Origin of the sequence: Pedobacter sp. (assembly GCF_031119335.1) — a bacterium.
In the GTDB taxonomy this organism is placed as follows: Bacteria; Bacteroidota; Bacteroidia; order Sphingobacteriales; family Sphingobacteriaceae; genus Pedobacter.
The window spans coordinates 262,031-287,636 of record NZ_JAVHXT010000002.1; the positions used below are offsets into that span (position 1 = coordinate 262,031).

General features: G+C 38.1%; 24 protein-coding genes. 13 read left to right on the forward strand and 11 right to left on the reverse strand.

Going from position 1 to position 25,606, the window contains the following annotated elements; genetic code table 11:
• Positions 1-169: 169 nt before the first annotated feature.
• The 5 genes from REI64_RS03310 to REI64_RS03330 all read right to left on the reverse strand — a co-directional run bounded on the left by REI64_RS03310 (position 170) and on the right by REI64_RS03330 (position 5,317).
• On the reverse strand, positions 170-865 hold the full coding sequence (locus tag REI64_RS03310) for an ABC transporter ATP-binding protein (RefSeq protein WP_308848670.1): 696 nt from the start codon (positions 863-865) through the stop codon (positions 170-172).
• Positions 866-868: 3 nt separating this feature from the next.
• The gene (locus REI64_RS03315) at positions 869-2,341 is read right to left on the reverse strand and encodes a DUF5687 family protein (RefSeq protein WP_308848671.1); all 1,473 of its coding nucleotides are present in this window, start codon (positions 2,339-2,341) and stop codon (positions 869-871) included.
• Position 2,342: 1 nt separating this feature from the next.
• Positions 2,343-3,623 (reverse strand): replication-associated recombination protein A, encoded by a 1,281-nt coding sequence (locus REI64_RS03320; RefSeq protein WP_308848672.1) that lies wholly within the window; start codon positions 3,621-3,623, stop codon positions 2,343-2,345.
• Positions 3,624-3,636: 13 nt separating this feature from the next.
• A complete protein-coding gene (locus REI64_RS03325; protein WP_308848673.1) occupies positions 3,637-3,957 on the reverse strand; it encodes a hypothetical protein in 321 nt (106 codons plus the stop codon).
• 124 nt (positions 3,958-4,081) lie between these two features.
• Positions 4,082-5,317 (reverse strand): DEAD/DEAH box helicase, encoded by a 1,236-nt coding sequence (locus REI64_RS03330; RefSeq protein ID WP_308848674.1) that lies wholly within the window; start codon positions 5,315-5,317, stop codon positions 4,082-4,084.
• Positions 5,318-6,086: 769 nt separating this feature from the next.
• Between REI64_RS03330 and REI64_RS03335 the strand changes: the two genes are divergently transcribed.
• The 5 genes from REI64_RS03335 to REI64_RS03355 all read left to right on the forward strand — a co-directional run bounded on the left by REI64_RS03335 (position 6,087) and on the right by REI64_RS03355 (position 11,187).
• Positions 6,087-6,755: a succinate dehydrogenase cytochrome b subunit gene (locus tag REI64_RS03335; protein WP_308848675.1), complete on the forward strand. Its 669-nt coding sequence runs from the start codon at positions 6,087-6,089 to the stop codon at positions 6,753-6,755.
• Positions 6,756-6,786: 31 nt separating this feature from the next.
• On the forward strand, positions 6,787-8,766 hold the full coding sequence (locus REI64_RS03340; protein ID WP_308848676.1) for a fumarate reductase/succinate dehydrogenase flavoprotein subunit: 1,980 nt from the start codon (positions 6,787-6,789) through the stop codon (positions 8,764-8,766).
• Positions 8,767-8,902: 136 nt separating this feature from the next.
• Complete coding sequence (locus REI64_RS03345; protein WP_308848677.1) at positions 8,903-9,673, forward strand: succinate dehydrogenase/fumarate reductase iron-sulfur subunit; 771 nt, start codon at positions 8,903-8,905, stop codon at positions 9,671-9,673.
• Positions 9,674-10,189: 516 nt separating this feature from the next.
• Positions 10,190-10,396 (forward strand): YtxH domain-containing protein, encoded by a 207-nt coding sequence (locus REI64_RS03350; protein WP_308848678.1) that lies wholly within the window; start codon positions 10,190-10,192, stop codon positions 10,394-10,396.
• 107 nt (positions 10,397-10,503) lie between these two features.
• Complete coding sequence (locus REI64_RS03355) at positions 10,504-11,187, forward strand: methyltransferase domain-containing protein (RefSeq protein ID WP_308848679.1); 684 nt, start codon at positions 10,504-10,506, stop codon at positions 11,185-11,187.
• A gap of 60 nt (positions 11,188-11,247) precedes the next feature.
• Here REI64_RS03355 and pepT read toward each other — a convergent pair whose 3' ends face one another.
• The gene (gene pepT / locus REI64_RS03360) at positions 11,248-12,501 is read right to left on the reverse strand and encodes a peptidase T (protein WP_308848680.1); all 1,254 of its coding nucleotides are present in this window, start codon (positions 12,499-12,501) and stop codon (positions 11,248-11,250) included.
• A 74-nt stretch (positions 12,502-12,575) separates the two neighbouring features.
• Between pepT and REI64_RS03365 the strand changes: the two genes are divergently transcribed.
• The 3 genes from REI64_RS03365 to REI64_RS03375 all read left to right on the forward strand — a co-directional run bounded on the left by REI64_RS03365 (position 12,576) and on the right by REI64_RS03375 (position 15,803).
• Positions 12,576-13,286: a hypothetical protein gene (locus tag REI64_RS03365; RefSeq protein WP_308848681.1), complete on the forward strand. Its 711-nt coding sequence runs from the start codon at positions 12,576-12,578 to the stop codon at positions 13,284-13,286.
• Positions 13,287-13,359: 73 nt separating this feature from the next.
• Positions 13,360-15,102: a M14 family metallopeptidase gene (locus tag REI64_RS03370; RefSeq protein ID WP_308848682.1), complete on the forward strand. Its 1,743-nt coding sequence runs from the start codon at positions 13,360-13,362 to the stop codon at positions 15,100-15,102.
• A 65-nt stretch (positions 15,103-15,167) separates the two neighbouring features.
• Positions 15,168-15,803, forward strand: coding sequence for a rhomboid family intramembrane serine protease (locus REI64_RS03375; RefSeq protein ID WP_308848683.1), 636 nt, complete (start codon positions 15,168-15,170; stop codon positions 15,801-15,803).
• Here REI64_RS03375 and REI64_RS03380 read toward each other — a convergent pair.
• Together REI64_RS03380 and REI64_RS03385 are read right to left on the reverse strand one after the other, a co-directional pair.
• Complete coding sequence (locus REI64_RS03380) at positions 15,786-16,748, reverse strand: hypothetical protein (protein ID WP_308848684.1); 963 nt, start codon at positions 16,746-16,748, stop codon at positions 15,786-15,788. The genes REI64_RS03375 and REI64_RS03380 overlap by 18 nt on opposite strands.
• A 362-nt stretch (positions 16,749-17,110) precedes the next feature.
• Positions 17,111-18,241: a hypothetical protein gene (locus tag REI64_RS03385; protein ID WP_308848685.1), complete on the reverse strand. Its 1,131-nt coding sequence runs from the start codon at positions 18,239-18,241 to the stop codon at positions 17,111-17,113.
• Between the two features lie 88 nt (positions 18,242-18,329).
• Between REI64_RS03385 and REI64_RS03390 the strand changes: the two genes are divergently transcribed.
• Both REI64_RS03390 and REI64_RS03395 read left to right on the forward strand, forming a co-directional pair.
• Positions 18,330-19,361, forward strand: coding sequence for a dipeptide epimerase (locus REI64_RS03390; protein WP_308848686.1), 1,032 nt, complete (start codon positions 18,330-18,332; stop codon positions 19,359-19,361).
• Between the two features lie 513 nt (positions 19,362-19,874).
• A complete protein-coding gene (locus REI64_RS03395) occupies positions 19,875-20,174 on the forward strand; it encodes a helix-turn-helix transcriptional regulator (protein ID WP_308848687.1) in 300 nt (99 codons plus the stop codon).
• Positions 20,175-20,232: 58 nt separating this feature from the next.
• On the opposite strand, the gene REI64_RS03400 is transcribed toward REI64_RS03395, so the two are convergent.
• From REI64_RS03400 to REI64_RS03410, 3 genes are all read right to left on the reverse strand, one after another.
• On the reverse strand, positions 20,233-20,433 hold the full coding sequence (locus tag REI64_RS03400; RefSeq protein ID WP_308848688.1) for a DUF6358 family protein: 201 nt from the start codon (positions 20,431-20,433) through the stop codon (positions 20,233-20,235).
• Between the two features lie 80 nt (positions 20,434-20,513).
• Positions 20,514-20,831, reverse strand: a complete 318-nt coding sequence (locus tag REI64_RS03405; RefSeq protein WP_308848689.1) for a rhodanese-like domain-containing protein — start codon at positions 20,829-20,831, stop codon at positions 20,514-20,516.
• Positions 20,832-21,030: 199 nt separating this feature from the next.
• On the reverse strand, positions 21,031-22,902 hold the full coding sequence (locus tag REI64_RS03410) for a PQQ-binding-like beta-propeller repeat protein (RefSeq protein ID WP_308848690.1): 1,872 nt from the start codon (positions 22,900-22,902) through the stop codon (positions 21,031-21,033).
• Positions 22,903-23,150: 248 nt separating this feature from the next.
• Between REI64_RS03410 and REI64_RS03415 the strand changes: the two genes are divergently transcribed.
• The 3 genes from REI64_RS03415 to REI64_RS03425 all read left to right on the forward strand — a co-directional run bounded on the left by REI64_RS03415 (position 23,151) and on the right by REI64_RS03425 (position 25,583).
• Complete coding sequence (locus tag REI64_RS03415) at positions 23,151-24,236, forward strand: DUF4407 domain-containing protein (protein WP_308848691.1); 1,086 nt, start codon at positions 23,151-23,153, stop codon at positions 24,234-24,236.
• 91 nt (positions 24,237-24,327) lie between these two features.
• Complete coding sequence (locus REI64_RS03420; protein ID WP_308848692.1) at positions 24,328-24,861, forward strand: ORF6N domain-containing protein; 534 nt, start codon at positions 24,328-24,330, stop codon at positions 24,859-24,861.
• A gap of 74 nt (positions 24,862-24,935) precedes the next feature.
• On the forward strand, positions 24,936-25,583 hold the full coding sequence (locus tag REI64_RS03425; RefSeq protein ID WP_308848693.1) for a DUF1579 domain-containing protein: 648 nt from the start codon (positions 24,936-24,938) through the stop codon (positions 25,581-25,583).
• Positions 25,584-25,606 lie beyond the last annotated feature (23 nt).

A 25,606-nucleotide genomic window follows, 5' to 3' on the forward strand; every position in this document is an offset into this window, starting at 1 on the left:
ATTATAATGTTGATAAATGTGTTGGCAAAGGTAATGCCAATTTTACACAACCTCGCTAATTATTCTTAATAGTTGTGAAAAATATCTGCTCAACAAAAACAATCCAACTCGTAGTTAGTTTTTGTTAACCCAAACAAAAAACCCAATTGACCATATTTTTATACAACAATTACTCCGAAAAATAAGCTTCTAGTTCTTTTAAAGAGTTCTCATCAGTATAAAAATCCTTAATCACCTTACCTTTTTCTAACAGGATAATTCTATTGCAAACATCCGTTACGTGGTTTAAATCGTGGCTAGAAATGAAGGTGGTTAAACGTTGAGTGGCACTTAAGTTTTTTACTAACGTTTTTAACCTAATCTGTGTAGTTGGGTCTAGATTGGCAAAAGGTTCGTCCAAAATTAACAGCTCTGGTTTTTGCATTAACGCAGCTGCAATTCCTACCTTATTTTGATTTCCTTTAGAGAAATCTCTAATATACTTGCCTCTACTTAATATTTCGCCATTGAAAAACTCCTCATATTGCCTCAAATAATCGCTTACATGAGCTACGCTTAAGCCGTGCAAACTGCCAATGAAAGTAAAATATTCTTCTGGGGTTAAATAGTCTATCAAAAAGCCTTCATCTAAATAAGATGCTGTATAATCTTTCCATTGCGAACTGCTGGCAACATTAATATCTTTCGATAGGATTTCTCCACTATCTGGACGGATTAAATCTAAAAGCATTCTAAAAAATGTAGTTTTACCTGCACCGTTGTTTCCAACAAGGCCAATGGTTTCGCCCGCTTTTATATTCAAATGCTCGATAGCCACAACTGTACGCCCGCCGTAGCTTTTTACTAAATTCTTAACTTCTATCATTTCTTATTCTCTAAAGCCTTCGGCTATTTTATAACGTTGTTTTTCAAATTTTCTAACAATAACATCTACCCAAAAATTACGCATCAGTAAACCCACCAAACCCAAAAATGCAATAGTGGCCAAACCCCAGTAAGGCAGGTTTAAAATACCAAATGGCACATATATAATCATTGGCAGCAACAGTAATGGTAAGCCCAACAACCATTGCGTTGCGCCTACGCCCTGCCAGTTAAAACTTGCACTAGCCGTAATATCTAACCTTTTATAATTGAAATTGGCAAAGTAAAGCACTACCACAGTACCCACCCCCAAATTATAGATATAAGCAGCAGCATGTAATATCAACAGTTTGTAACTCATAAAACCATAAAAGCTAGAAAGCACAGTAATTAAAGTACTACTAATGGTAAAGAGCAAAAACTTTGCTTTTATAAAATCTTTGTAGTTGATTTTGTTGGACAGTAAACCATCAAAATGGGAGCTTTGCCACGCATACATGAATTGCCCGTAAACTGATATGGTGATACCTGTCATAAACACGGCAGCAAACAACATTTTACCAAACTCATTGCCTGCTATTAACGGCATGCGATAGAAAAAGAAGCCATAGCACAAAAATAGAAAGCCCATAATTACCGAACTTCTAGAGCGTTTGTGCCTTAAAATAAGTTTCAATTCTAGTGCTGCTAGTTCACCAGCCTTACCAAAATTATTAAGGAAAGGATAATCGGTACTTACTTTTTTATCGTCTTTAGTGCTTAGTTCCTCTGTATATAAATTACTCTCCAGAAATTTAGCATTCATGTAATAAACAGCAAATGCAGCCACTGGGAATATCAAAGCCAAAATCGGATATACAGCTACGTTTTGAAAAACCAGATTAGAAAAATCTCTGATGGAAATAAAACCGTAATAATCTGAAGCTGCCAAGCCAAGAATAACGACAATGCCTGCCGCAAAAACAGCTACATTATTAATAGCCTTGCGTTTAATATACAGCACCAAAAAGTTGTTGAAAACAGTAAGCCCAATAATTGAGACCAAATACGCCAGCACGCCAACCGTGCCTGCAGAAGCGCTAATATTGATAAAAATAAATGGAAAAAAGATAAAGATTGGCAGGATATTGAAGAATGAAACAAGCGATTTCAGGTTTAAAAAATTGACAATCGTTTTTCTAGAAATCTTCAAATGTAAATATGGCACCACGCTCAAAGTTGGCAAATCCTGCATTTGTATTCTTACAGCTAAGTCGAGCAAGAAATAATATAAAATTAAACCGTTAAATACTACCGCTGGATTAATACCCGGCATAAATTTGTCTATTAATGTTGTCATCCAAAAACCGATGCCTATGGCTACAACCAAAAAATACAACATAAAAAAGCCCAGTACAATTTGGGCGGCAATACTGCCTGCCTTATTTCTACTGCGCCAAAACGATTTCCATTGATGTGATAAAAAAGTACTCAGCATATTAGTATTTGTATTTGTTCTTCCAGTTTTGTTTCAATTTTTCTCTCATTTTTTCTTCTGCCGGATTTTTGCCGGGGTCATAAAGCTTGGTACCGCTTAACTTTTCTGGCAAATATTCCTGCTCCTCAAAGTTACCATCGTAGGCATGAGAATATTTGTAATCGGCTCCGTAGCCAATGTTTTTCATCAACTTTGTTGGCGCATTACGCAAATGCAAAGGCACAGGCAGGTCGCCAGTTTGTTTTACCAAGGCTTGCGCTTTATTGATGGCTTCGTAAGAGGCATTGCTTTTTACTGATGATGCCATGTAAGTTACGCATTGCGATAAAATAATCCTACTTTCGGGAAAACCGATGACATTGACCGCTTGAAAACAATTGTTCGCCAATAGCAGTGCGTTTGGGTTGGCATTACCAATATCTTCCGATGCCAAAATCACCAATCTACGAGCTATGAATAAGGGGTCTTCTCCACCTTCAATCATTCGTGCTAGCCAATAAACCGCTCCATTTGGGTCACTACCGCGGATGGATTTAATAAATGCCGAAATAATATCGTAATGTTGTTCGCCCGCTTTATCGTAAAGTGCCAAGTTTTGCTGTGCATGAGCCAGTACGTTCTCGTTGGTGAGTTCTATTTTATCACCACCAATACCGTTAATGGCAATTTCTAAAACGTTGAGCAATTTTCGGGCATCGCCGCCACTCAAACGTATTAAAGCTTCATGTTCCTTAATTTTGATTTTCTTTTTCGATAGAATTTCGTCTTTGGCAATTGCTGTATTAAGCAAACCAACCAATTCTTCTTCCGTTAAGTTCTGGAGGATGTAAACTTGGCATCGAGAAAGCAAAGCTGATATCACTTCGAAGCTTGGATTTTCTGTAGTGGCACCAATTAGAGTAACTAAGCCACGCTCTACCGCACCCAACAAACTATCTTGTTGTGATTTGCTAAAACGGTGTATCTCATCAATGAAAAGTACAGGCATTCCCATAAAGCCACCTTTTAGCGCAGCAGCTTTGTCAATTACTTCCCGAACATCTTTAACGCCAGAGTTAATGGCACTTAATGCAAAAAAAGGTCGGTCCAAGTTTTGAGAAATGATGGTAGCTAGAGTAGTTTTTCCAACTCCGGGAGGTCCCCAGAAAATCATGGATGGAATACGACCACTTTCGATAGCTTTTCGTAGTACTGCACCCTCGCCCACCAAGTGCTTTTGCCCTACGTATTCATCTAAGTTTTGTGGGCGTAATCTTTCGGCCAATGGTGGAAGGTTCTGCATTTTTTAAAGGTAATTAAAAATAGAAATCCCAGCCACTCATATACCAGAAAAAAAAGAATATGAGAAGCAGAGAAATCTGAATAACCAGAAAACTAATTCGTTTTCCAGAGTTTTTTGATTTCCTATAAAAATAGATATTTAAAAGTGAAGGAGGGACAACCAATAGTAATAAAAAAATAACTCCATTAGCTTTTGAGTACATAAAACTACTTTCACCTTCTCCAAAAAACAACATCGAAAAAATAGCATATCCAAAGAAAATAAAAGAAAAATAAGCTATCTCAATTAGAAAAGCAGTTACTAAATAGAGAATGTTTTTTTGCTTTTCTGTCATTTTGAAATCCTTTATAGCTATAACTTTTGTAGTAAGATTGCTTCGTTCCTCGCAATGACGCTCCTATTACCGTCATTGCGAGGAACGAAGCAATCTTAAAGCGTTAAACTCTAAGCAATAAAAGTTACTCCGATTTCGCTGGTGCAGCTCCTTGTGCTTTAGGTTTCTTCTTAAAAAACTTCTTTTTCTTTTTAAAAGGCTTCTTTTCTCCCACAGGCTCATCTTTCGGAGCTTCACCTAAATGCTCTGGCAAAGGCATTCTATCAATCTGGCGTTCAATTAGTTTTTCAATATTTGCCAAGCGGCGTTTATCTTTTCCGTTAACCAAGGTAATTGCAGTACCAGTGGTTGCCGCCCTAGCCGTACGCCCAATCCTGTGAATGTAATCTTCAGGGTCTTGTGGCGCATCGTAGTTAATCACCAAATCAATACCGGTTACATCTATACCACGACTTAAAACATCGGTACCAATTAAAACATTCAGTTTATCATTCTTAAAATCAAGCATAATGGCTTCACGTTCCTTTTGCTCCAAATCGCTATGAAATGCTGCTGCTTTTAGGCCTAGTTTTTTAAATACTTTACCCAGCTCTTTAACCTTTTCCTTACGACCAGCAAATACAATGATGCGGTTGTAAGTTGCAGATTTTAGCATCTCGGTAAGCAATGGTACTTTTTGGTCGTCGTGTATGAGATAAACCTGTTGATTGATACCTTCTGCTGGTTTGGAAATCGCCAAACTAATTTGCTCGGGTTCGTTTAACAAAGTAGCCGCCAGCTTGCGTATTTTTGGCGGCATAGTAGCCGAGAACATCACTGTTTGGCGTTTTTTAGGCAGATAACCTACAATTTTCATGATATCATCGTAGAAGCCCATATCCAACATCCTGTCTGCTTCGTCAAGCACTAAATGCTCTAGCTTTTCCATTTTTAAAACTCCAGAAGCTAGGTGAGAAATTAACCTACCAGGGGTAGCTATGATGATGTCTACACCTTCACGCATCGAACGTTTTTGTTGCTCGTATGCTACACCATCGCCGCCGCCAAAAACGGTTAACGAACTGATGTTGGTGAAGTAGGAAAGCGCTTCTACCTGTAAATCTATTTGTTGTGCCAGCTCACGGGTTGGTGTTAAAATAAGTACGCTATTATGGCGGTCTTGCTTAGTGGTAAGCAGGTTCATGATGGGCAGCAAAAAGGCACCAGTTTTACCTGTACCTGTTTGTGCGCAAGCTATTAAATCTTTGTTTGCTGTAATTAAAGGTATAGCTTGTTGCTGTATTGGCGTAGCATTTTTGAAGCCCATTGCTAGCAGGCCTTCTAAAAGCTCCGCGTTAAATCCAAATTCTTTAAAATCCAATTGATGTTTTTAATAATAGCATAAAAGTATTGTTAAATAGAGGGAAATGCAAATTGCCACGCAGTTAAGGTGAACTTTGTCAATCTTTTCTATGCAAAATGTTTATAAGATTGATAAAGTTTGTGTAGAGACCATTGTTAAATAAACACAATTGAAGTGGAAAGCCTTTTTGGAGCGTCATTTCGAATGCAGAGAGAAATCTGTTCGTTAGAAGCATTTATTTACACCCGTGGTTGGTGTTATCACCATACCACATTAAGATATAAACACCATGGAAATCGCTGGATAGTTGGTGATAACACCAACCATAAGGATATCTTTCTTGTGCAAAATTTCTATTTGTGTAGAAATTATTCTTTGCGAAACTTTACACCCGTGGTTGGTGTTATCACCATACCACATAATTATTCTTTGCGAAACTTTGCGAAAACTTCCAAAATCTTTACGTTAAAATTTAACCGCAAAGGAAATAAGAGCTGCGCAAAGAACGCTAAGTTTATTTGCACAGTTTTGGGTTAATTAAACCTGATGGTAGTGTATCCCGATGTAAAATCGGGAGCAGCGTACAGCAGGGCTATCGTCTCCGATGAATACTGACTTTCATTTTGAAATTTAACTACTTCAACTACAAGCGCAAACGTTGCCAATAGCGTATTTTAATTAGAACGTTTCTAAATTGTCGATTTGTCGTTTTTTTGTAAGTTTTATTCCTAGTAAGTCTTCATATTTTAGATAGCTTTGCACACTAGTAATATAAATAAACAATCTAATGAGTAGTTTAAGTAAAGCTTTTACGTCGTCTATAGGTAAAAAGTTTGTAATGGGGCTAACGGGTCTTTTCTTGATTTCGTTTCTTATTGTACACGTATCTATAAACGCACTAATTTTTTTAAATGATGGAGGAGAAACCTTCAATGTTGCTGCCGATTTTATGGCACACAACATTGTTATCCGCATCATGGAAGTTGGATTATTCTTAGGAATTATCTTGCACATTGTTCAGGCGATTATGTTAACGTCGCAAAATAATGCGGCAAGACCTGAGAAATATGCGTACAACAAGCCGCAGGCTAATAGTAAATGGTACTCTCGTAGTATGGGTTTACTGGGTACGTTAATTTTGATGTTCTTGGTATTACACCTTTATCACTTCTGGTGGCCTACAAAAGTGTCTGTTTATACACACCAAGAGCATAACACCTTTCAAAACATTGTGATGATTTTCCAAGAAGAATGGGTGGTTGCTGTTTATGTTTTGGGTGTAATTTCTTTAGGATATCACTTGTTGCACGGTTTTCAATCGTCTTTTCAAACGATGGGCTGGAACCACAAAAAATGGACACCAGTTGTAAAAACAGTAGGCGTATGGTTCTCAATCATTGTTCCTATCATTTTTGCTTTAATGCCAATCGCAATCTATTTTGGTTGGGTTAGCTAAACCGAAACGTTTAATTAAAAGGATTAAGTAAATGTCGAAATTAAATTCAAATATCCCTGCGGGCGAATTAACCCAAAAGTGGACAAAATATAAATCTTCTGTGCCGTTGGTAAACCCAGCAAACAAAAGAAGTTTGGAAGTAATTGTAGTAGGTTCTGGTTTAGCGGGTGCGTCTGCAGCGGCTACATTAGCAGAAATGGGCTACAAAGTAAAATGTTTTTGCTTCCAAGATTCGCCTCGTAGAGCGCACTCTATTGCTGCTCAAGGTGGTATCAATGCTGCAAAAAACTATCAAAATGATGGTGATAGCACTTACCGTTTATTTTACGATACCATTAAAGGTGGTGACTACAGAGCACGTGAAGCTAACGTACACCGTTTAGCTGAGGTGAGTGCAAACATTATTGACCAATGTGTGGCGCAAGGTGTGCCGTTGGCTCGTGAATATGGTGGTTTGTTAGATAACCGTTCTTTTGGCGGTACACAAGTACAACGTACATTCTACGCAGCTGGTCAAACAGGTCAGCAATTATTGTTGGGTGCTTACTCAGCTTTAGAGCGTCAGGTTGGTATGGGTAAAGTACAAATGTACACTCGTCACGAAATGCTTGATGTGGTTGTGATTGATGGAAAAGCTCGTGGTATTATTGCTCGTAACTTAATTACTGGCGAGTTAGAGCGTCACTTCGGTCATGCGGTGGTTTTAGGTACTGGTGGTTACGGTAACGTATTCTACTTATCTACCAATGCAATGGGAAGTAATGTTACTGCGGCTTGGAAAGTGCACAAAAAAGGTGCTTTCTTCGCTAACCCTTGCTACACGCAAATTCACCCTACGTGTATCCCAGTTTCTGGCGATCACCAATCTAAATTAACCTTAATGTCTGAGTCGTTACGTAACGATGGACGTATCTGGGTTCCTAAAAAGAAAGATGATACGCGTAAAGCTTCGGATATTCCAGAAGATGAAAGAGATTACTATTTAGAGCGTCGTTACCCTGCTTTCGGTAACTTGGTACCTCGTGACGTGGCTTCTCGTGCCGCTAAAGAACGTTGCGATGCCGGTTATGGTGTAGGTGCTTCTAAATTAGCTGTATACTTAGATTTTAAAGCAAATACAGAGCGTTATGGTCGTATCGAAGCTTCTAAAGCTGGTAATCATAATCCTGATAAAGAAACTTGCATGCGTTTAGGTACTGCCGTAATTAAAGAAAAGTACGGTAACTTATTCGACATGTATGCGCAAATCACAGGTGAAAATCCTTACGAAACCCCAATGCGTATTTACCCAGCGGTACACTATACCATGGGGGGTGTTTGGGTTGATTATGATTTGATGACAACCATTCCTGGTTTGTACTGTACAGGTGAGGCCAACTTCTCTGATCACGGTGCTAACCGCCTAGGTGCTTCGGCATTGATGCAAGGTTTAGCAGATGGTTATTTCGTATTACCTTACACCATCGGTTCTTACTTATCGAAAGAAATTGCAACTAAACCAATTCCTACAGATCACCCTGCGTTTGTGGAAGCTGAGAACGAAGTTAAAGCAACTATCGATAAATTCTTAAGCATTAACGGAACTAAATCTGTAGACCATTTCCACAAAAGATTAGGCCACATTATGTGGGAAAAATGTGGTATGGCTCGTAATAAAGAAGGTTTAACTCAAGCTATCCAAGAAATTCAAGATTTACGTAGAGAGTTTTGGGCTGATGTTAAAGTTCCAGGTTCTGCAGATGAGTTTAACCCTGAATTGGAAAAAGCACACCGTGTTGCAGATTTTATTGAGTTAGGTGAGTTAATGTGTAAAGATGCCCTAAACAGAGAAGAAAGCTGTGGCGGTCACTTTAGAGAGGAGCACCAAACTGAAGAAGGCGAAGCAAAACGTGATGATGAAAACTATGCATACGTTGCAGCTTGGGAATATAAAGGCGTAAGTGAATTCGAATTGCATAAAGAAGAATTGATTTACGAAAACATTAAAGTAGCACAAAGGAATTATAAATAGTACAGCGTATTGAGATATGCGTATTGAGACATACGATAACTCAAACAACTGTTATAAAGTTATTAATAGTATAGTGTAAAGTTTAGCGAGATTAAAATCTCAATACGCAATACCCAATACTCAATACTTAAAGAAAATGAGTACAGGAAACATGAATTTAACGCTACAAGTTTGGCGTCAAAAAAATAGCAAATCAGCAGGTAAACTAGTTGATTACAAGCTTTCTGATATTTCACCAGACATGTCTTTCTTAGAGATGTTTGACGTTTTAAACGAACAATTAATTAACAAAGGTGAAGAGCCTGTTGTATTTGACCACGATTGTAGAGAAGGTATCTGCGGTATGTGTTCAATGTTCATTAACGGACAACCGCACGGACCAAAAGACTTGGTAACTACCTGCCAATTACACATGCGTTCGTTCAACGATGGTGACACCATTGTGGTTGAGCCTTGGAGAGCAAAAGCATTCCCGGTAATTAAAGATTTAGCGGTAGACCGTTCTGCTTTTGACCGTATCATTGCTTCTGGTGGCTTCGTATCAGTAAACACTGGTAACGCACAAGATGCAAACGCATTGCCAATCCCTAAAATTCAGGCTGATGCTGCTTTTGAAGCTGCTGCTTGTATTGGTTGTGGTGCTTGTGTGGCTACTTGTAAAAATGCTTCGGCAATGCTTTTCGTTTCGGCAAAAGTATCTCAGCTGGCTTTATTACCGCAAGGTCAGCCAGAGCGTTACCGTCGTGTACAAAGCATGGTAGCTCAAATGGACGAAGAAGGTTTCGGTAACTGTACCAATACTGGTGCTTGTGAGGCTGAGTGTCCAAAAGGTATCTCGCTAGAAAACATCGCTCGTATGAACAGAGATTACTTCAGCGCAAAATTCATCAGCGAAGAAGAAGTATAATTAAACTCGTCATTGCGAGGCACGAAGCAATCCTACAACGTCGGTCAAAATAAACTATCGCTTTAAGATTGCTTCGTGCCTCGCAATGACGGCTCATAGTTTTAACATAAGTCCCCAAATCTTTAATTAGGCTTGGGGATTTTTGCATTTGCTTCACCTCGCCGTCATTTCGATGAGGAGTACTAAGAAGAGAATTGGAAATCAACGAAGTTAAATTTAACTACCTATAAGCAAATTGCTAGATCTCTCCTCGTTCCTCGTTCGAGATGACGAATTTCTCAAAGGCTTGGGGTTTTTAGATTTTGAAGCTTGCTTTCGCTCCTCGTCATTCCCGCGTAGGCGGGAATCTTAAAGCGAGATAAAAGTTTTTCAACCTCTTATCGCATTACGATTGCCAGTCAAGCTGGCAATGACGGCATAGGAAAGGAAATACAAACATTCATAATCAACTTTTCTCAAAAAGCTTAAAACAATACATCCATACCATCGTTTTTAAACTAATAAAAGACATTAATTATGACAAAGCAAACAAAAATATTGAGCGGCGTTTTAGCTGGAGTAGCTTTAGGAGCCGTTGTAGCGATGGTTTTATCATCGGATAAAAACAGCGACATGAAAGATAAAATTGGAGATTGGTTCTGCGACTTATTCGATAAATCGAAAGATAAATTAGCTGGCGTTGCCGATATGGTAAAAGACCAAGCTGATAGAATAAAAGCATAAATTTTCGTCATTGCGACGCGATTGAATAGATTGCTTTCCCGAATTATCGGGATAAACTATGCCTCGCAATGACGACTTGTATAAGGGCGTTTCCGTATCTTTGAAACATGGATATTTACGGAAACGCCCTTTTAGATTTTCACCAGACCGGCAAAGCCGATATTTTATGGCTGCACAACTCTTACGGTGAACCAGAAGAAATGCCAATTGAGGTTTTCTTTCGGAGCGAAGATGATATGCCAGAGATTGAACTTAAAGCACTTGGGCTTTGCAAAGGCAAAGTACTTGATGTTGGCGCTGGTGTTGGTAGTCATGCGTTACTGCTAGACAAAAAAAAGATTGATGTAACTGCCATAGACATTTCGCCAATTGCAGTTCAAATTATGCAGGAACGCGGCGTTAAAAATCCTCAATTACAAGATTTCTTTCAGGTAAAGAAAAAGTACGACACCATGTTGTTTTTGATGAATGGTATTGGGCTTACTGGAACTTTACAAGGTTTTGAAGATTTTTTGGAAAGCGCCAAACAAATATTAAATCCAAACGGTCAATTGCTTTTTGACAGCTCTGATATTTCCTATTTGTATGACGATATGCCAATGCCAACTGATCAATATTTTGGCGAAATCAGCTACTGCTATGAATATAAAAAGGAAAAAGGAAATTGGTTTAATTGGCTTTACATAGACCCAACCACGCTGCAACGTTTAAGCAAGCAACATGGTTGGAATTGCAAGATTGTTTATGTAGATGAAAATGACCAGTATTTGGCGCAACTTACTCACCCCTAAATCCCCTAAAGGGGGAATATATATTGCGCCCAGCAAAGTCCCCTTTAGGGGATTTAGGAGTTATGCTCTTTCTTCCCAAACCTGCGCTAAGTGCACAATAGTCTCCACGGATTTTACCATATCTTGGATAGCTACCCACTCCTGCTTACCATGAAATGCATGTCCGCCAGTAAAAATATTCGGACAAGGCAAGCCCATAAACGATAGACGAGAACCATCGGTACCACCCCTAATGCTACGTGTAATCGGATTAAGACCTGCTCTTTTTAAAGCCTCAATGCCGTTGGCCATAATTTGAGGATATTTGTCTAGCACCTCTTTCATGTTACGGTATTGCTCTTTAATGGTCAGCGTATAGCTAGATTTTGGATAAGCTTTCATCACTTCTTTAACAACACCCTCTAAAGTTTCACCGTGAGCTTTTAATAAATCATTATCAAAATCGCGAAGAATAAAACTAGCTTCTGCCTGCTCAGCAGTTCCAGTCATCCCCACTGGGTGAATAAAACCTTCTTTTTGCGAAGTACTTTCTGCGCTTAACCTATCTTTTGGTAAAGCACTGATGATATCTGCTAAGATCTTGATGGCACTTTCCATCTTTCCTTTAGCAAAACCAGGATGAGCACTTACGCCGTTAACAACCAATTTAGCACCATCGGCAGAAAACGTTTCATCTTCTATCGAACCTAAAGTTTCACCATCGATGGTATAAGCAAACTCAGCGCCTAATTTCTTCAAATCAGCTTTATCTACTCCCCTACCAATTTCTTCATCGGGTGTAAATAAAATCTTAATGGTACCATGTTTAATTTGAGGATTTTGAACTAAATAAGCTGCAGCTTCCATAATCTCTGCAACACCTGCTTTATTGTCCGCTCCTAATAATGTTAAGCCACTAGCAGTGATGATATCATTGCCAATTTGGTTTTTTAAATCCTTATGCTCTGAAAGCCTTAAGACAATATTATTATCATCTGGCAATACCAAATCCTCACCTTGATAGTTTTTATGAACAATTGGTTTTACGTTTTCTCCACTACTATCTGGAGAAGTATCCATATGCGAGCAGAAACAAATTACTGGAACTTTTTTTTCTGTAGTGGCAGAAATTGTAGCGTAAACATAACCGTACTCATCCAAATGAGCATCATTTATGCCAATTGCTAATAATTCTTCAACCAATATCTTTCCTAAGTTTTTCTGTTTAGATGTTGAGGGAGTAGTTGGTGAAGATGCGTCAGACTGTGTATCTATTTTTACATATTTCATAAACCTCTCGGCCAAAGAAATACCATCAATTTTAATATTTTGCATAAATTCAAAGATATTGTTTATTTTTTTGAATAAAGATTATACTTTTGTATAGCAAGCACTTAATTTATAACAACTTGAAAAAACGTTACTTAGCTCTAATACTGATATTCTTTACGGTTACGGCATTTGGTCAATCAAATTTTTATAGATTAAGTTTAGGCGGCAGTGCTGGGGGTAATTACACCTTTGCCGATGTAAAAGGCAAGCCCGCTTTTGGAGGTGCTGTTAATCTTGACTACCACTTTACACCATTTATTACCGCAGGCATAGAAGCGCAAATGGGCTTGCTAAAAGGCGGCGATAGAAACACTGGACACCAAAGAGAATTTACCAATGCTTACCAAGCTTTTATGGTGAATGCTAAGTTTAGAGCTGGAGAGTTTACCGATTTCTATTACAGCGATTTTTTAAACTATACCAAAGGCTTCTATTTAGGTACAGGAGTTGGAATGATCAAAAACAATATGAATGAAATTGTTAGATCGAAGATTAACCCAGATGGAAATCCTTACACCTTCCCAGGTAAAGATGTAAGTTCTGGCCTTATTGTTCCCATCAATGTTGGTATAGATTTCTATTTTCCTGATGGATGGGGCGATATCAGATACATCTTTAACATCAACTACCAAGCAAACTGGACTTTTGGCGAAGGATTAGACGGTTACGATGATACAAAAACTATCCGCAGGAACGTTGGTAGTGCACCAGATATCTACAACTTCTTGTCTATAGGCTTTAAGTACACTTTTGGTCCTAGAGGATTAACTGGGAAATCAATCAGATAATCTTTCCAAAATTTAGGATACAATCCATTTCTTCTAAAAACAAAAGCTATTTTTATATTCAAATCATTAACTGATGAGGATATTTCTATTACTAACTTTTGCTTTTACCCACATGAGTGCTTTTGCGCAACTTACTCCCTACGAAAAAAGCAATAAAACGGCTACCGCAACTTACAACGAGGCAATTGCTCATTATCAACAATTAGCGAAGAACTACCCCAGTCAGGCTAAGCTGTTAACTTACGGACAAACCGACTTCGGCAAACCGCTACATTTATTGATACTTAGCAAAGATGGGCTGTTTGAACCTGCTAAAATTAAAACTGCAGACAAACGAGTACTGCTCATTAACAATGGTATTCATCCCGGCGAACCAGAAGGTATTGACGCCAGTATGATGTTAGCAAGAGATTTACTGCAGCAAAAAAATCTCCCTGAAAACATGGTGATCTGCATTATTCCTGTTTATAATATTGATGGTAGCTTTAACCGAACAAGCACATCAAGAGCTAACCAAAATGGGCCGTTGGCTTATGGTTTTAGAGGCAACAGCAAAAACTACGACCTCAACCGCGATTTCATCAAAACAGATTCTAAAAACTCAGCTGCTTTTCAAGAGATCTTCAATACTTGGCAGCCAGAGATTTTTATAGATACACATACCAGTAATGGGGCAGATTACCAGTACACCATGACTTTAATCCCTACGCAAAAGGACAAGCTAGATCCTATTTTATCTGGCTATTTGACGAATACAATGCTGCCCTATCTATATGCTGAAATGAAAACAAAAGGATTTGAATTGATCCCTTATGTAAATTCGGTTAAGGAAATTCCTGATAACGGTATTAGTGGTTTTATGGAAAGCCCGAGATATAGCACAGGCTATGCTGCCTTGCACAACACCATCGGCTTTATGCCCGAAACCCACATGTTAAAACCTTACGACAAGCGGGTAGAATCAACTTATAAGCTGTTGCAAACTTATATCAACATTGTTGAAAGAGATGCTAAAATTATTGGAGAAAACAAGAAGAAAGCGGACGAAACGATAGCGAAACAAAAGACTTTTACTTTAGATTGGAAATTGAACCGAGATAAGTTTGATGAAATTGAGTTTAAGGGATATGCTGCAAAATACAAACCAAGCGAAGTAAGCGGATTGGAGCGCCTTTATTACGACCGTAACGAACCTTATACCAAAACCATCAAACAATGGAACAACTTTGAACCTGCCTTAACCGTTGAAAAACCAATTGCGTACATTATTCCCAAAGCTTGGGATAAAGTGATCAAGTTGCTTAAACTGAACAATGTAAAGGTAAGCGAGCTGAAAAGCGATGTGAAACTTGAAACGGAAATGTATTATATCGCTGACATGAAAACTGCACAACGACCGTTTGAGGGGCATTATCTGCATTCGGCAGTTAAGGTAGAACCGAAAACGCAAACCATTAATTTTTATGCTGGCGATTATGTAATTTACGTTAACCAAAGTACAAACCGCTACATTGTAGAAACCCTAGAACCACAAGCTCCAGATTCGTTTTTCAATTGGAATTTCTTTGATTCGATCTTGGGCCAGAAGGAACATTTCTCATCTTACATTTTTGAGGACACTGCTGCCGAATTGCTAAAGAAAAATCCATCCTTAAAAGAGAAATTAGAGCAAGAGAAAACCAAAAACCCAGAACTTGCAAAAAGTGCTTATGCACAATTAGAGTTCATTTACAAAAATTCTGATTATTTTGAGCCAACTTTTATGCGGTATCCAATTGGGAGGTTGGTAAAAGAAATTAAACTAGATATAAAATAACCATTTTCGTCATTGCTTCGTTCCTCACAATGACGATAAATTTAACTCGAAAAACATTAATAAATATGTTACTAGAATATTGGAATGCTATGCCTGTAGCGTCAATCATTTTCGTTTTTACTTTAATTACCAGTATTTACGCTTTCAACAATCCGCAGTTACTAAGCAACTTCATATTCCATCCCTACTCGGTAAGTAAAGGCTATAGAATTTATACATTTATTACAAGCGGACTGATACATGCAAACTGGATGCACTTGCTCTTTAATATGTTTACTTTTTATTTCTTTGCCTTTAGGCTAGAAGTAATGATTGGACATTGGCAATTTGGCCTACTCTATTTTTTAGGTCTAATTTTAAGTGATATTCCTTCGTTAATTAAGCACAAAGAAAATTATGGTTACCATAGTTTGGGAGCTTCGGGAGCAATAAGCGCTGTACTGTTTAGTTATATTTTGTTCGAGCCAACTACACTTTTATTAGTGATGTTTATTCCGATGCCTGCTATTTTGTTTGCAGTGCTTTATTTATATTATTCTTGGTACATGGCTAAAAAAGGACAAGATAATATTGGACACGACGCACACTTTTTTGGAGCTTTAACCGGACTAGTATTCACTGTCATCTTTGTTCCCAACATTATCCCTAGTTTTATTGAAAAACTTACATTAGGGATTCAGTACCTAATTGGTGGCAGGTAAAAAAGGCTGCTCAAAAAAGCTCATTGGTGCTTTTGGGTCTTTAATAATTTCGAACAAAGTCAATTCATAGGGTTTCCAAAAGTTTTCTAGCACTTGTCCGTAGGTTTTGTGCTGCCATTCATCAAAAAGAGGCTTATTTTGGATACCACGCAGCGGCATCGGATCAATGTAGGCCACACCGTTTGCTTCGATTACATTATATTCTGGCAAGCGGTTGAACAAATAAGCAGAATAAAAGAAACGGGCTGCCAATTCTTCAAACTGTTGATCGGTTAATGGTTTGTCTTTGATGAAATCTAACAGCTGTTGATGGTATCTTTTGTTGGTGCCGTTGTCTTGCAAACAAGCTACGATACCGAAATCCTTAAACTTTAAAGAGAAAATTAGGGTGTTGATTTCATCTCTGAAACTAAATCCAGTTTCAGCATTTTCTAGCGGAACAACTACAATAGACCAAGGCGTAAACTCCTCAAACTCTACTTCTCTAAAAATACCTTGCAACATTAAATGAAGGTTGCCGAATTTGTGCATCAAACCTTGCGACATGTTCATGCCATCCCCACTTAATTGATTTAAACGAATAGCACCCTGCATTTCGATATACAAAAAGCTGTACATCAATTTACCGATCCATTGAAACAACTCTACTTCAGACAAAGCCGACACCCCTTTGTAACCTTGCTCAAATGCAGCTTCAATTTTTTGCTCCAATGGCAAAATAGCTTCGGTATACATTTCTGCACTGGCCGGAACTACCAAGCTTTTGTAGCTTCTAATACTCTCGTCCAATAGCTTTATAGCTTCATCGCCAGTGAGGTTGGCCATGTTTAGCAACCAATCTGGCAATACTCGAATAGCCAATGGCGATGTTTGATTTCCACTTAGAAAACATCTGTCGTTTCTAAAATCGAACGTTTTGAAGGGATTGTAAAGACTATGGTTCATTTCTACAATATTAGTGATAATTAAGATTGTAGGAATTGTTTAATTGTCATATTGTATTTACTTACCCGCAGATTGTCGCAGATTTAACCGCAGATATAAGGGGATTTTTGCTCTGTGCACAAACTTTGGTTATCTAAACCTGATTGCCGCGGATATACTTTTTGTTACGTCATTTCGACGAGGTACGAGGAGAAATCTGTTAGTTTGATGCGTCTCTTCTTAGATTTCTCACATACGTTCGAAATGACGGCAAACGGAACGCAAAAAGATAGCAGCAAAAGCAGGGCTGCCACTAATTGTAGCTGCGAACTCTGCTTTTCAAATTCTAAATAGTTTGAAATTGAGAATTGATTATTTCCTGATTAATATCTACTATAAAAAGCAGTAATATTATCTACCAACTGCGCATAAATGGGCTTGGTAAACTCTACAAACAAGTTTCCGGGTGGCGGCGGCATAACCTCACGTTTTCTGGTTAAGGCGTACTGTTGGTTATTCAGAGCTCTTTCATCGCCCCTAAAAGATGCCCAACTATCTACCCAAACATAAGTACCTGGCAATTTCCTATTTTGTAAAAGTTTATTGGTGTTCAGATCAACTATAGCCACATTTAATAGACCAGACGAAGAAACCTGCTTCTCGAAAACGCTGTAGGTAGCTTTCACCGTTCCGTAAATTTTACCACGCCTGTTCTCGCCAATTACCACGCTGTCTTTCTGCAATTTTTCTACACGTTCTTTCACATAAGTCTGACCAACAATAAAATCATCGAAATGTAGTTCTACCAACTGATCGGCTCTTACTTTTTGTTTATTGGCTTCTTGCTCGGAATAAAAGCGCACAAAGGTATTCCCTCTGTAAGTAGCTAAATAGTTGCTAATTTGTTGCTGAAAATAATCGTTACTTAATCTATAAGTATTGCTATTAATGATGGCCGGCTGAACCACCACTTTTAAAACTGCCGCCCAATAAGCGTCTTCTATCTTTTCTTTAACGCCTCTTAAAGATGGATACAAACTCTCGGCTTTAAGAAAGTGGTTGTACGCAACTTTTGCACTTTGACGATTATTTTCCCTCAGCGCTCTTTCGCCCAGTAAATAACGGGCTTCGGCGGCTTGATATTTAGAATCTTCAAATTCCTTTACATATTTAGGTGGATTTGGCACTAAGGTTAAACAGCTTGGGCAGGCGTTTACCTCATCACTTAGTTGATTAATTCGTTGGTATCGATACAAGATGCTTTCCCATTTTAAGGCATCAGCGGAAACTTTGGCTTCATCAATTTTTCTTAAATGCGTTTTAAGTGCCATATCAAAAGCAACTGGCAAAACTTGCATTGCCTCCTTATTTTGTGGCGAACTTCTCAAACGGTCTACAGCTTTAGAAACCGCAGCATCGTAATCTCCTTTTTGTAGTGCATTTTTTCCTGTGGTACATCCAACAAAAAGTATGGATAAATAAAGAAAATACCGTAATCTTGAAATCGTATTCATGGCCGTAAAATTTAGCGTGACAGCGTAAGAGCGTTTTTGCAAATATAGCGCAAGGCTATTAACCTTTTAATGATTTAGACGATATAAAATGAAAATTAGTTGCAAGGAGTTTGATTTAGAATTGAAGCATGCTTTTTCGATCGCAAAATTTACCAGAACCAGTACGCCTTTACTGCTTTTAAAAGTTGATTACCAAGGTAAAACAGGCTATGGAGAGGCCAGCATGGTACCTTACATGGGCGAGAGCTATGAAACCGCACATGCTTTTCTGAAAAAAGTGGATTGGAGCCGTTTTCAGTTCCCCTTCGATTTTGCTGCCATCATTGAATATTTGGATAGTCTTGCTACAGGAAACCCTGCCATTAAAGCTGCTATCGATATTGCGCTAAATGATTTAAACGGTCAACTCCAGAACAAACCTTGCTATGAAATTTACGGTGCCGACCCAGCTAAAATGCCGGTAACTTCTTTTACCATTGGTATTGACGCACCCGAAGTTTTGCGTAAAAAGCTAGAAGATGCAAAAGATTTTAAGGTGATTAAGGTGAAGCTTGGTAGGGATAACGATAAAGAAATTATTGAAACTATCCGCAGTGTTACCAATGTACCTTTATATGTAGATGCCAACCAAGGCTGGAATGATAGGGCTAAAGCCATTGATTTGATCTACTGGCTGCACCACCAAGGTGTAGTTTTAATTGAGCAACCCATGGATAAAAACGATTTGGAAGGTAATGCTTGGCTAACCGAACGCAGTCCAATTCCACTATTAGCAGACGAGGCGATGCAACGCCTGAAAGATTTAGATGGACTAAAAGGCGCTTATCACGGAATTAACATTAAGCTAATGAAGAGTACTGGAATGTACGAAGGGCATCAAACTATTTTGAAAGCTCGTAAGCTAGGAATGAAGGTTTTAATTGGCTGTATGAGCGAAACTTCTATTGCTACTTTAGCTGGAGTTCATTTAGCGCCTCTTTGCGATTGGGCAGATTTAGATGGGCCTTTCTTAACCGTGAACAATCCTTTTGAGCAACCTACTTTTGAAAATGGAAAATACATTTTAAACGATTTACCAGGTTTGGGATTGAAGGGAATTAGAGAGGATTTATTCGGGTAACATGATACATTTACAGACTGGTTTAGGCCTTTTATACTGACTTAAATCAGTTCCCTTTCTTAATTAATAGCCAAATACCTAGCTTTCTTTCCAGCCGGCTTTAAAGCCAGTTATTATTTCCTCTATATTTAATGCTAATGTTAAAATAATTAATACAATTATTACTAACAGAACAATTTTTAAAGTTTTGCTTTTCATAGGTATTTGGTTATGCAATATTTTTTAGATAGTTGTATTTAAGAAACTGTTTAAAAATGACATTTTTATCTTACAGGTTGAGTTTTTCGATAAACAGGAACAAGTTCAAGCACACCAACCTTCAGCCGTAGTCTATAGGCTGGTGTCCTCATCCGCCTACGCATTTTTGCTCCTAGAAATTAAAACAGTTTCTAAACATTCAAATGTATTTCCCAAAAACATTTATTCCAAAAAAACTACCCTATAAAATATTTAGGGTACAATGGCCAAACAATCTTAAAATCTCTTATTTTAGATTTACCTATCTGTGAAAAAATGAAAAAAGCAACTGGAAAAGTAATTAAGGCTTTTAGGAAGCACCTTAGTTATACTCAAGAATTTGTGGCTGAAAAGTTAAATGTTACTACAGAAACAATAGCCAATATAGAAAATGGCAGGGTAAGCGTAGATATTCAAAGGCTATATGAATTAAGCCTCATTTTTAGAGTGCCTCTTAAAGATATGGTTACCTTAGCCTCAGAAGTATTTGAAAATGGAGATGAAAAAGGACTTAAAACAGCAGTTGGCTATATCCGTTCAGCGAAACTTTACCTGGAGTTGGTTGGGCAACATTAAAATTGCTCCTTTTTCTTATACAAAACAAAAAGCCATCAAAAATTCGATGGCTTTGGTTTTATTTTTTCGGAGGACCTTGTCTAAATTCCCTATTTAGTTCTTTTATCAATTTAACTTTAAAGAACAGGAAAGCGGCCAATACCGCTACTAAGAAAATAGAAATTAGCGGACTTTTATTTTCGTATGCCCAAAATGCACCAATAATACAAAGTATCATTGCCAAATTGTAGAAGGCATTTAGGAATATCTTTTTCTTCATCTTTTTGAATGATTAAATGAGAAAATGACTAGATGATAAAGTGCTTCATTCAATCATCTAGTCATTTTCTCATTTAAAATTTAGTATACCGGCATATTCGGATCATAAGCTTCTTGCCAAGCTAATATACCGCCTTTTAAATTGTGCAAATTATCAAAACCATGTACTTGCTCTAACTGCATAATGGCAGCAGCACTACGTTTACCGCTACGGCACTGTACAATTACGGGCTTATCTCTATCAATTTTATCAGCTTCAATTAAAATACCGCCCAAAGGGATATTTAAACCATCAAGGTTAGAGGTTTCGTACTCGAAAGTCTCCCTAACATCAATTAATTGAAAAGGCTCGTTATTGTCTATTTTTTGTTTAAGATCTTGTACTGTAACTTCCTTCATGTTTATGTGTTTTTATCAAAGATACGAATTACGACAATAATTAATTTAGGTGCAATCTTCCAACGGTATTTTTACTTTTCTTATACTCGATTTGCAATGTACCGAAGGCATCTTACACAAAAAAACGGCTGCAGACAAAACTGCAACCGAATTTACAAATACCACGCACGCATCGAAATTTTGTTAACCTTAATTTTTTTTATTTCTTAAGATCGAAAGCATAAAGTGTAGAACCATCTTTCTGGTAATATAAGAAACCACCAAATTCATCTACCTCGTACTCAGGCTTCTTATCTTTAAGAACAATTTCTTTATCTTTTTTACCTGTGTCTTTGCTTACTTTCGCCAAACCTACCCCATCCTCTAATTTAGTGAGTATAAACTGATAATTCTCTGTGGCCGATGTAGCCTTAAAGCGCTTGTTCATCTCTGCAAAAGATGCCGAAGCAATATTGGCAAAACCTTCTTGGTAAACTTTCATTTGCTCGCCATAGCTATTTAACATATTACTACCTGCGTAAGTACCATATCGCCCCCCTTGGTAAGCTGCCGCCGATGACATAGCCATAGAGGCTACCCCCATAACTCCCGCTAAAATGCCTCCGGCTGTACTTTTGCCTGGCGATCTGTAATACTCATGGAATTTCTTAGATCCGTCAAAGTTCAACATCATCACATTTTGATCTGAAGTAAGTAGCAAACCACCATCTCTTACTTTTAATGTTCCCGGAACTTCCTTCTCTTCGAACTTATATTTTGCCAAAGTAGAAATATCTCCCGAAGTTTCATTAATAGCTACCATCTCTTCGCCTGTACTGATCAAATATCTCTTATTTCTAGCATCGTAAGTACTTGCAACGGCGCTGGCTTTTTTATATTTGATGGGCTTGTTCCAAATAGATTCTCCCGATGATAGATTGATGATGTCCGCATCTGTATCGGTAATGTAAATCAAACCTTTTGGCGTTAATGCCATGGTATGGATATTTTCTCCCGTTTTTAAAGGCTTTTTAAACAAGGTTGTGCCATCAAAAGAAATCTTATTAATACCTCCCTCTTGTATACCAAACAAAATACCATCGCTCATTACATAAAAATGCTGAACATATCCTTTGGTTTTTGGCGCTTTTTCCCACAAGTCAGATCCATCTTTTGCATTTAGAAAACCAATTTTCGACTCGGAAGCTGCCGAAGCTAATTTTGCTAGCCCACTTTTACCAGAATTATCTACATCACTAACAATAGCCAAGCCTTGCGGCAAAATCTCGAACCTAGAAACTTTTCCCTTAACTTTAACACCTTTCTCCCAAAGGATAGTGCCGTCGTTTTTAACTTTATAGATTTTGGTATCGCCACCTTGAGTTTGTTCGAAAGCGTAAATTTCGTTGCCAGTCGCGTCTGCTGTCAACCAAGTAATATCATCTACCTTTGTGGTCCAGGCCGTTTTTCCAGATTTCACATCAATTTGCATGAGGTTTTTGGTAGTTGGTACAATTAAACCATCGCCTATAATGGCTGGCCGGCCAGAAAACTGCGGTATAGCAGATGCAAAACCTACTTTTTTAGGATCGTTCAACTCTACCAAACCTTCCTCTTTTCCTGTTGCCAAATCATACAGTCCAACGGCCATTGCACCACTTTTCCTAGAGCCCAACACAACTAGTTTATTTTGAGGCAGCATTACATCACATCTGTTAGTAAGCTTCCAACCATTCTCTTCTGTACCAAACATCTTTTTTCCCGAAACAAAGTCGATAACCGATTTTTTCGCTGTCATAAAACCTCCTTGACTAACCACCAAATAAGGCGACATCGGAACAAATTCTAACTCATCTGGCTTTACTCTTCCGTAATCCTTAAAGTTAAAATGCGGCTCACTTGCTCCTGGCTTTATACCAACCAAGCCATCGCCGTTGGCAACTACCAAAACTCCCGCATCGGTTAGTTTCCTATAGGTTATTTTCCCACCTAATTTATAGGTAAAGTCTGGGTTCTGCGCTAATACACCCTGTACGCAAAAAGCAAAAAGCACAACTAGGGCTAACTTTGCTAAGTATGTTCTTGTCTTCATAATTATATTTTGAATAATTTGTTTAAGGTTCTGATTGTATGATTTTTCAGGAGTTGCTTTAATAAAAAGTTTCCTTTAAACATTACTTCTTCTAGTTTCTCAAAGATGCTGGGGAACCACCGTAGATTTATACCGTTAATTGGGGATTTTGATATACCAAAATATACGTAGATAAATATTTAACCTACGCCACTGTAACATTTGAGGTGCTTGGTCGTTTAACTATAGATATTTTAATCTGGTTAACAATGAACAGCATTTCTCGCTTCCTTTGGTTTTGCTCTGGCGCTCATGTAGAAACGCTAGAAAAACACCCAACCGACCATAATAAATACATAGGTATAGGCGCTACCATTTTCTTTACGGGCCTATTTGCGGCGTTATCTGGTGGTTATGCTATGTATTTCGTTTTTAAGGGTGGAGATTTTGCTTGGCTATTTGCTATATTCTTCGGTCTAATCTGGGGATTGGCCATCTTCAACATGGACCGCTACATTGTTGGCAGCTTAGACAAAAATGCAAGTAGCAAAAAACAACTTTTGCAGGCAACGCCGAGAATTTTACTAGCCGTTATGATCGGTATTGTGATCTCGCGGCCATTAGAGCTAAAGATTTTCGATAAAGAGATTAAAGAGAAACTGAAAGTAAGTTACCTGAACGGACAGCGCTCTAAAATAGACACACTGAATAAAGCCTTCGATAAGAAATACACCATCGAAATTGGAAAGCTGAACGATTTAAAAGCGCAACGAGACTCGCTTGCTGCAGCAATTAAAAGCGATAGACAAAAACTGAATTACGAGATTTTCGGTAACAAAACCACAGAAACTTCTGGCGTAATGGGTTATGGACCTTACGCAAAACGAAAAGAAGCCGAGCTTAAACAACGCGAACAAAATTTAGATACGCTTAATGCCGACGTAAGGCAGATGGAAAAATTTGTGGATGGCCGCAAACAGTTTGATGGACTGATGAGCGAAAAACTTTTCACTTCCAAACAGCTCGATAGCTTGGCCAACATTGCTGGTTTTGCTGATAGAAACTGGGCTTTGGGTCAATTGAGTTTCAACCCAGATGGTTCAAAAGATTTTAACACCGCCATGGCAGTTACTTTTATAGGCCTGCTATTTATTTTCTTTGAGTGTTTGCCTGTTTTCGTAAAACTGATGAGTGCTAGAGGCTCTTACGATCATGCAGTTGAGAATGCGGACAAAGTTCAAATGCACCTGTCTGACAAAGACCGCGATATGGAAATTACAGTAGCAGATCAGATACAAGATACCCGTGTCGGAATTAGGGCGCAACAGAGAATTGACGATCTTCGAGGGGAGTAATTTTGAGGTCGCAAATTGCGAACTCAAAGTTTAAATGGAGGTCACAAATTGTGACTTCCAATGCCAAAACATCTGTATATTTGGTTTACCTATGACAGCCAAACAACTATTTACTTCCATATCAGATGATATTGTAGTTAACAAAATTTACGAGATTAGAAATCAAAAAGTAATGCTAGATAGTGATTTAGCGGAACTTTACGGTGTTGAAACGAAAAGACTAAACGAGCAAATCCGTAGAAATCTTGATAGATTTTCAGAAGACTTTATGTTTCAACTAACGGACGACGAATGGCAAAACTTGAAGTCGCAAATTGCGACTTCAAGTTGGGGCGGAAGAAGAAAACTTCCTTTTGTCTTCACAGAACACGGCGTACTCATGCTTTCAAGTATACTCAACAGTCCGCAAGCGGTACAGGTGAATATTCAAATCGTTAGAATATTTACGCGGCTAAGAAATTTATTGAGCGAGCATACCGAGCTTAAACTAGAAATTGCTAATATCAAAAAGCACTTACAAAATCACGATAAGAACATCGAACTCGTTTTTAGCTACTTAGATAAGCTCATTGATAAGCAAGCCGAGCCTAGAAAACAAATTGGGTTTAAACCAGATAACCTTTAGCCGTCGCTTTTCAAAACAAAGCCTTATATTTGATGTTAATCACATAACAATCAACTAAATATTATCCTGAAAACATGAAAAACTCAATATTAGCTGCAGGTTTATCGCTATTATTTTTTACCGCCTGCAATAGTGAGAAAAAAGACAACACCTCAGATAGCACCACAGTAGACACTACTATTTTAGATACCGATACCACTACATCAGAACCAGCAGATTCTGCCGCAATGATGAAAGCTTGGGAAGCGTATATGAAACCAGGTAACGAACATCAGATGTTGAGCAAATCTGTAGGCAATTGGGAAGCTGCAATTTCATTTTATGCGCCAGATGGTTCAGTAGCATCAACCAGTCCGGGCATTAAAGCAGAAACCAAAATGGTGTTGGGAGATAGGTATCAACAATCTACCTACAAAGGAGATATGAATGGAATGCCGTTTGAAGGGATGAACACAATTGCTTTTGATAATTCGAAGAAAGTTTACATCAGCACCTGGATAGACAATATGGGAACTGGCCTAATGTATTCGGAAGGCACCTTTAACGAAGCTAAAAAAACGATGATTTTTAAGGGCACGGCAACAGACGCATCATCAGGAAAACAAATTCCGTTTAGAGAAGTGTTCACCATCATAGATGATAACAATCAACTAATGGAAATGTACGACACCAAAGATGGCAAAGAAACAAAAACAATGTCTATTAAGTTGACACGAAAATAACAGCTCGATTTACAGAGATGGAA

Bases quoted from the DNA above. Each gene is read 5' to 3' on its own strand.
- REI64_RS03310 (WP_308848670.1), bottom strand. From the start codon at position 865: ATGATAGAAGTTAAGAATTTAGTAAAAAGCTACGGCGGGCGTACAGTT.
- REI64_RS03315 (WP_308848671.1), bottom strand. From the start codon at position 2,341: ATGCTGAGTACTTTTTTATCACATCAATGGAAATCGTTTTGGCGCAGT.
- REI64_RS03320 (WP_308848672.1), bottom strand. From the start codon at position 3,623: ATGCAGAACCTTCCACCATTGGCCGAAAGATTACGCCCACAAAACTTA.
- REI64_RS03325 (WP_308848673.1), bottom strand. From the start codon at position 3,957: ATGACAGAAAAGCAAAAAAACATTCTCTATTTAGTAACTGCTTTTCTA.
- REI64_RS03335 (WP_308848675.1), top strand. From the start codon at position 6,087: ATGAGTAGTTTAAGTAAAGCTTTTACGTCGTCTATAGGTAAAAAGTTT.
- REI64_RS03340 (WP_308848676.1), top strand. From the start codon at position 6,787: ATGTCGAAATTAAATTCAAATATCCCTGCGGGCGAATTAACCCAAAAG.
- REI64_RS03345 (WP_308848677.1), top strand. From the start codon at position 8,903: ATGAGTACAGGAAACATGAATTTAACGCTACAAGTTTGGCGTCAAAAA.
- REI64_RS03350 (WP_308848678.1), top strand. From the start codon at position 10,190: ATGACAAAGCAAACAAAAATATTGAGCGGCGTTTTAGCTGGAGTAGCT.
- REI64_RS03355 (WP_308848679.1), top strand. From the start codon at position 10,504: ATGGATATTTACGGAAACGCCCTTTTAGATTTTCACCAGACCGGCAAA.
- pepT (WP_308848680.1), bottom strand. From the start codon at position 12,501: ATGCAAAATATTAAAATTGATGGTATTTCTTTGGCCGAGAGGTTTATG.
- REI64_RS03370 (WP_308848682.1), top strand. From the start codon at position 13,360: ATGAGGATATTTCTATTACTAACTTTTGCTTTTACCCACATGAGTGCT.
- REI64_RS03375 (WP_308848683.1), top strand. From the start codon at position 15,168: ATGTTACTAGAATATTGGAATGCTATGCCTGTAGCGTCAATCATTTTC.
- REI64_RS03380 (WP_308848684.1), bottom strand. From the start codon at position 16,748: ATGAACCATAGTCTTTACAATCCCTTCAAAACGTTCGATTTTAGAAAC.
- REI64_RS03385 (WP_308848685.1), bottom strand. From the start codon at position 18,241: ATGAATACGATTTCAAGATTACGGTATTTTCTTTATTTATCCATACTT.
- REI64_RS03390 (WP_308848686.1), top strand. From the start codon at position 18,330: ATGAAAATTAGTTGCAAGGAGTTTGATTTAGAATTGAAGCATGCTTTT.
- REI64_RS03395 (WP_308848687.1), top strand. From the start codon at position 19,875: ATGAAAAAAGCAACTGGAAAAGTAATTAAGGCTTTTAGGAAGCACCTT.
- REI64_RS03400 (WP_308848688.1), bottom strand. From the start codon at position 20,433: ATGAAGAAAAAGATATTCCTAAATGCCTTCTACAATTTGGCAATGATA.
- REI64_RS03405 (WP_308848689.1), bottom strand. From the start codon at position 20,831: ATGAAGGAAGTTACAGTACAAGATCTTAAACAAAAAATAGACAATAAC.
- REI64_RS03410 (WP_308848690.1), bottom strand. From the start codon at position 22,902: ATGAAGACAAGAACATACTTAGCAAAGTTAGCCCTAGTTGTGCTTTTT.
- REI64_RS03415 (WP_308848691.1), top strand. From the start codon at position 23,151: ATGAACAGCATTTCTCGCTTCCTTTGGTTTTGCTCTGGCGCTCATGTA.
- REI64_RS03420 (WP_308848692.1), top strand. From the start codon at position 24,328: ATGACAGCCAAACAACTATTTACTTCCATATCAGATGATATTGTAGTT.
- REI64_RS03425 (WP_308848693.1), top strand. From the start codon at position 24,936: ATGAAAAACTCAATATTAGCTGCAGGTTTATCGCTATTATTTTTTACC.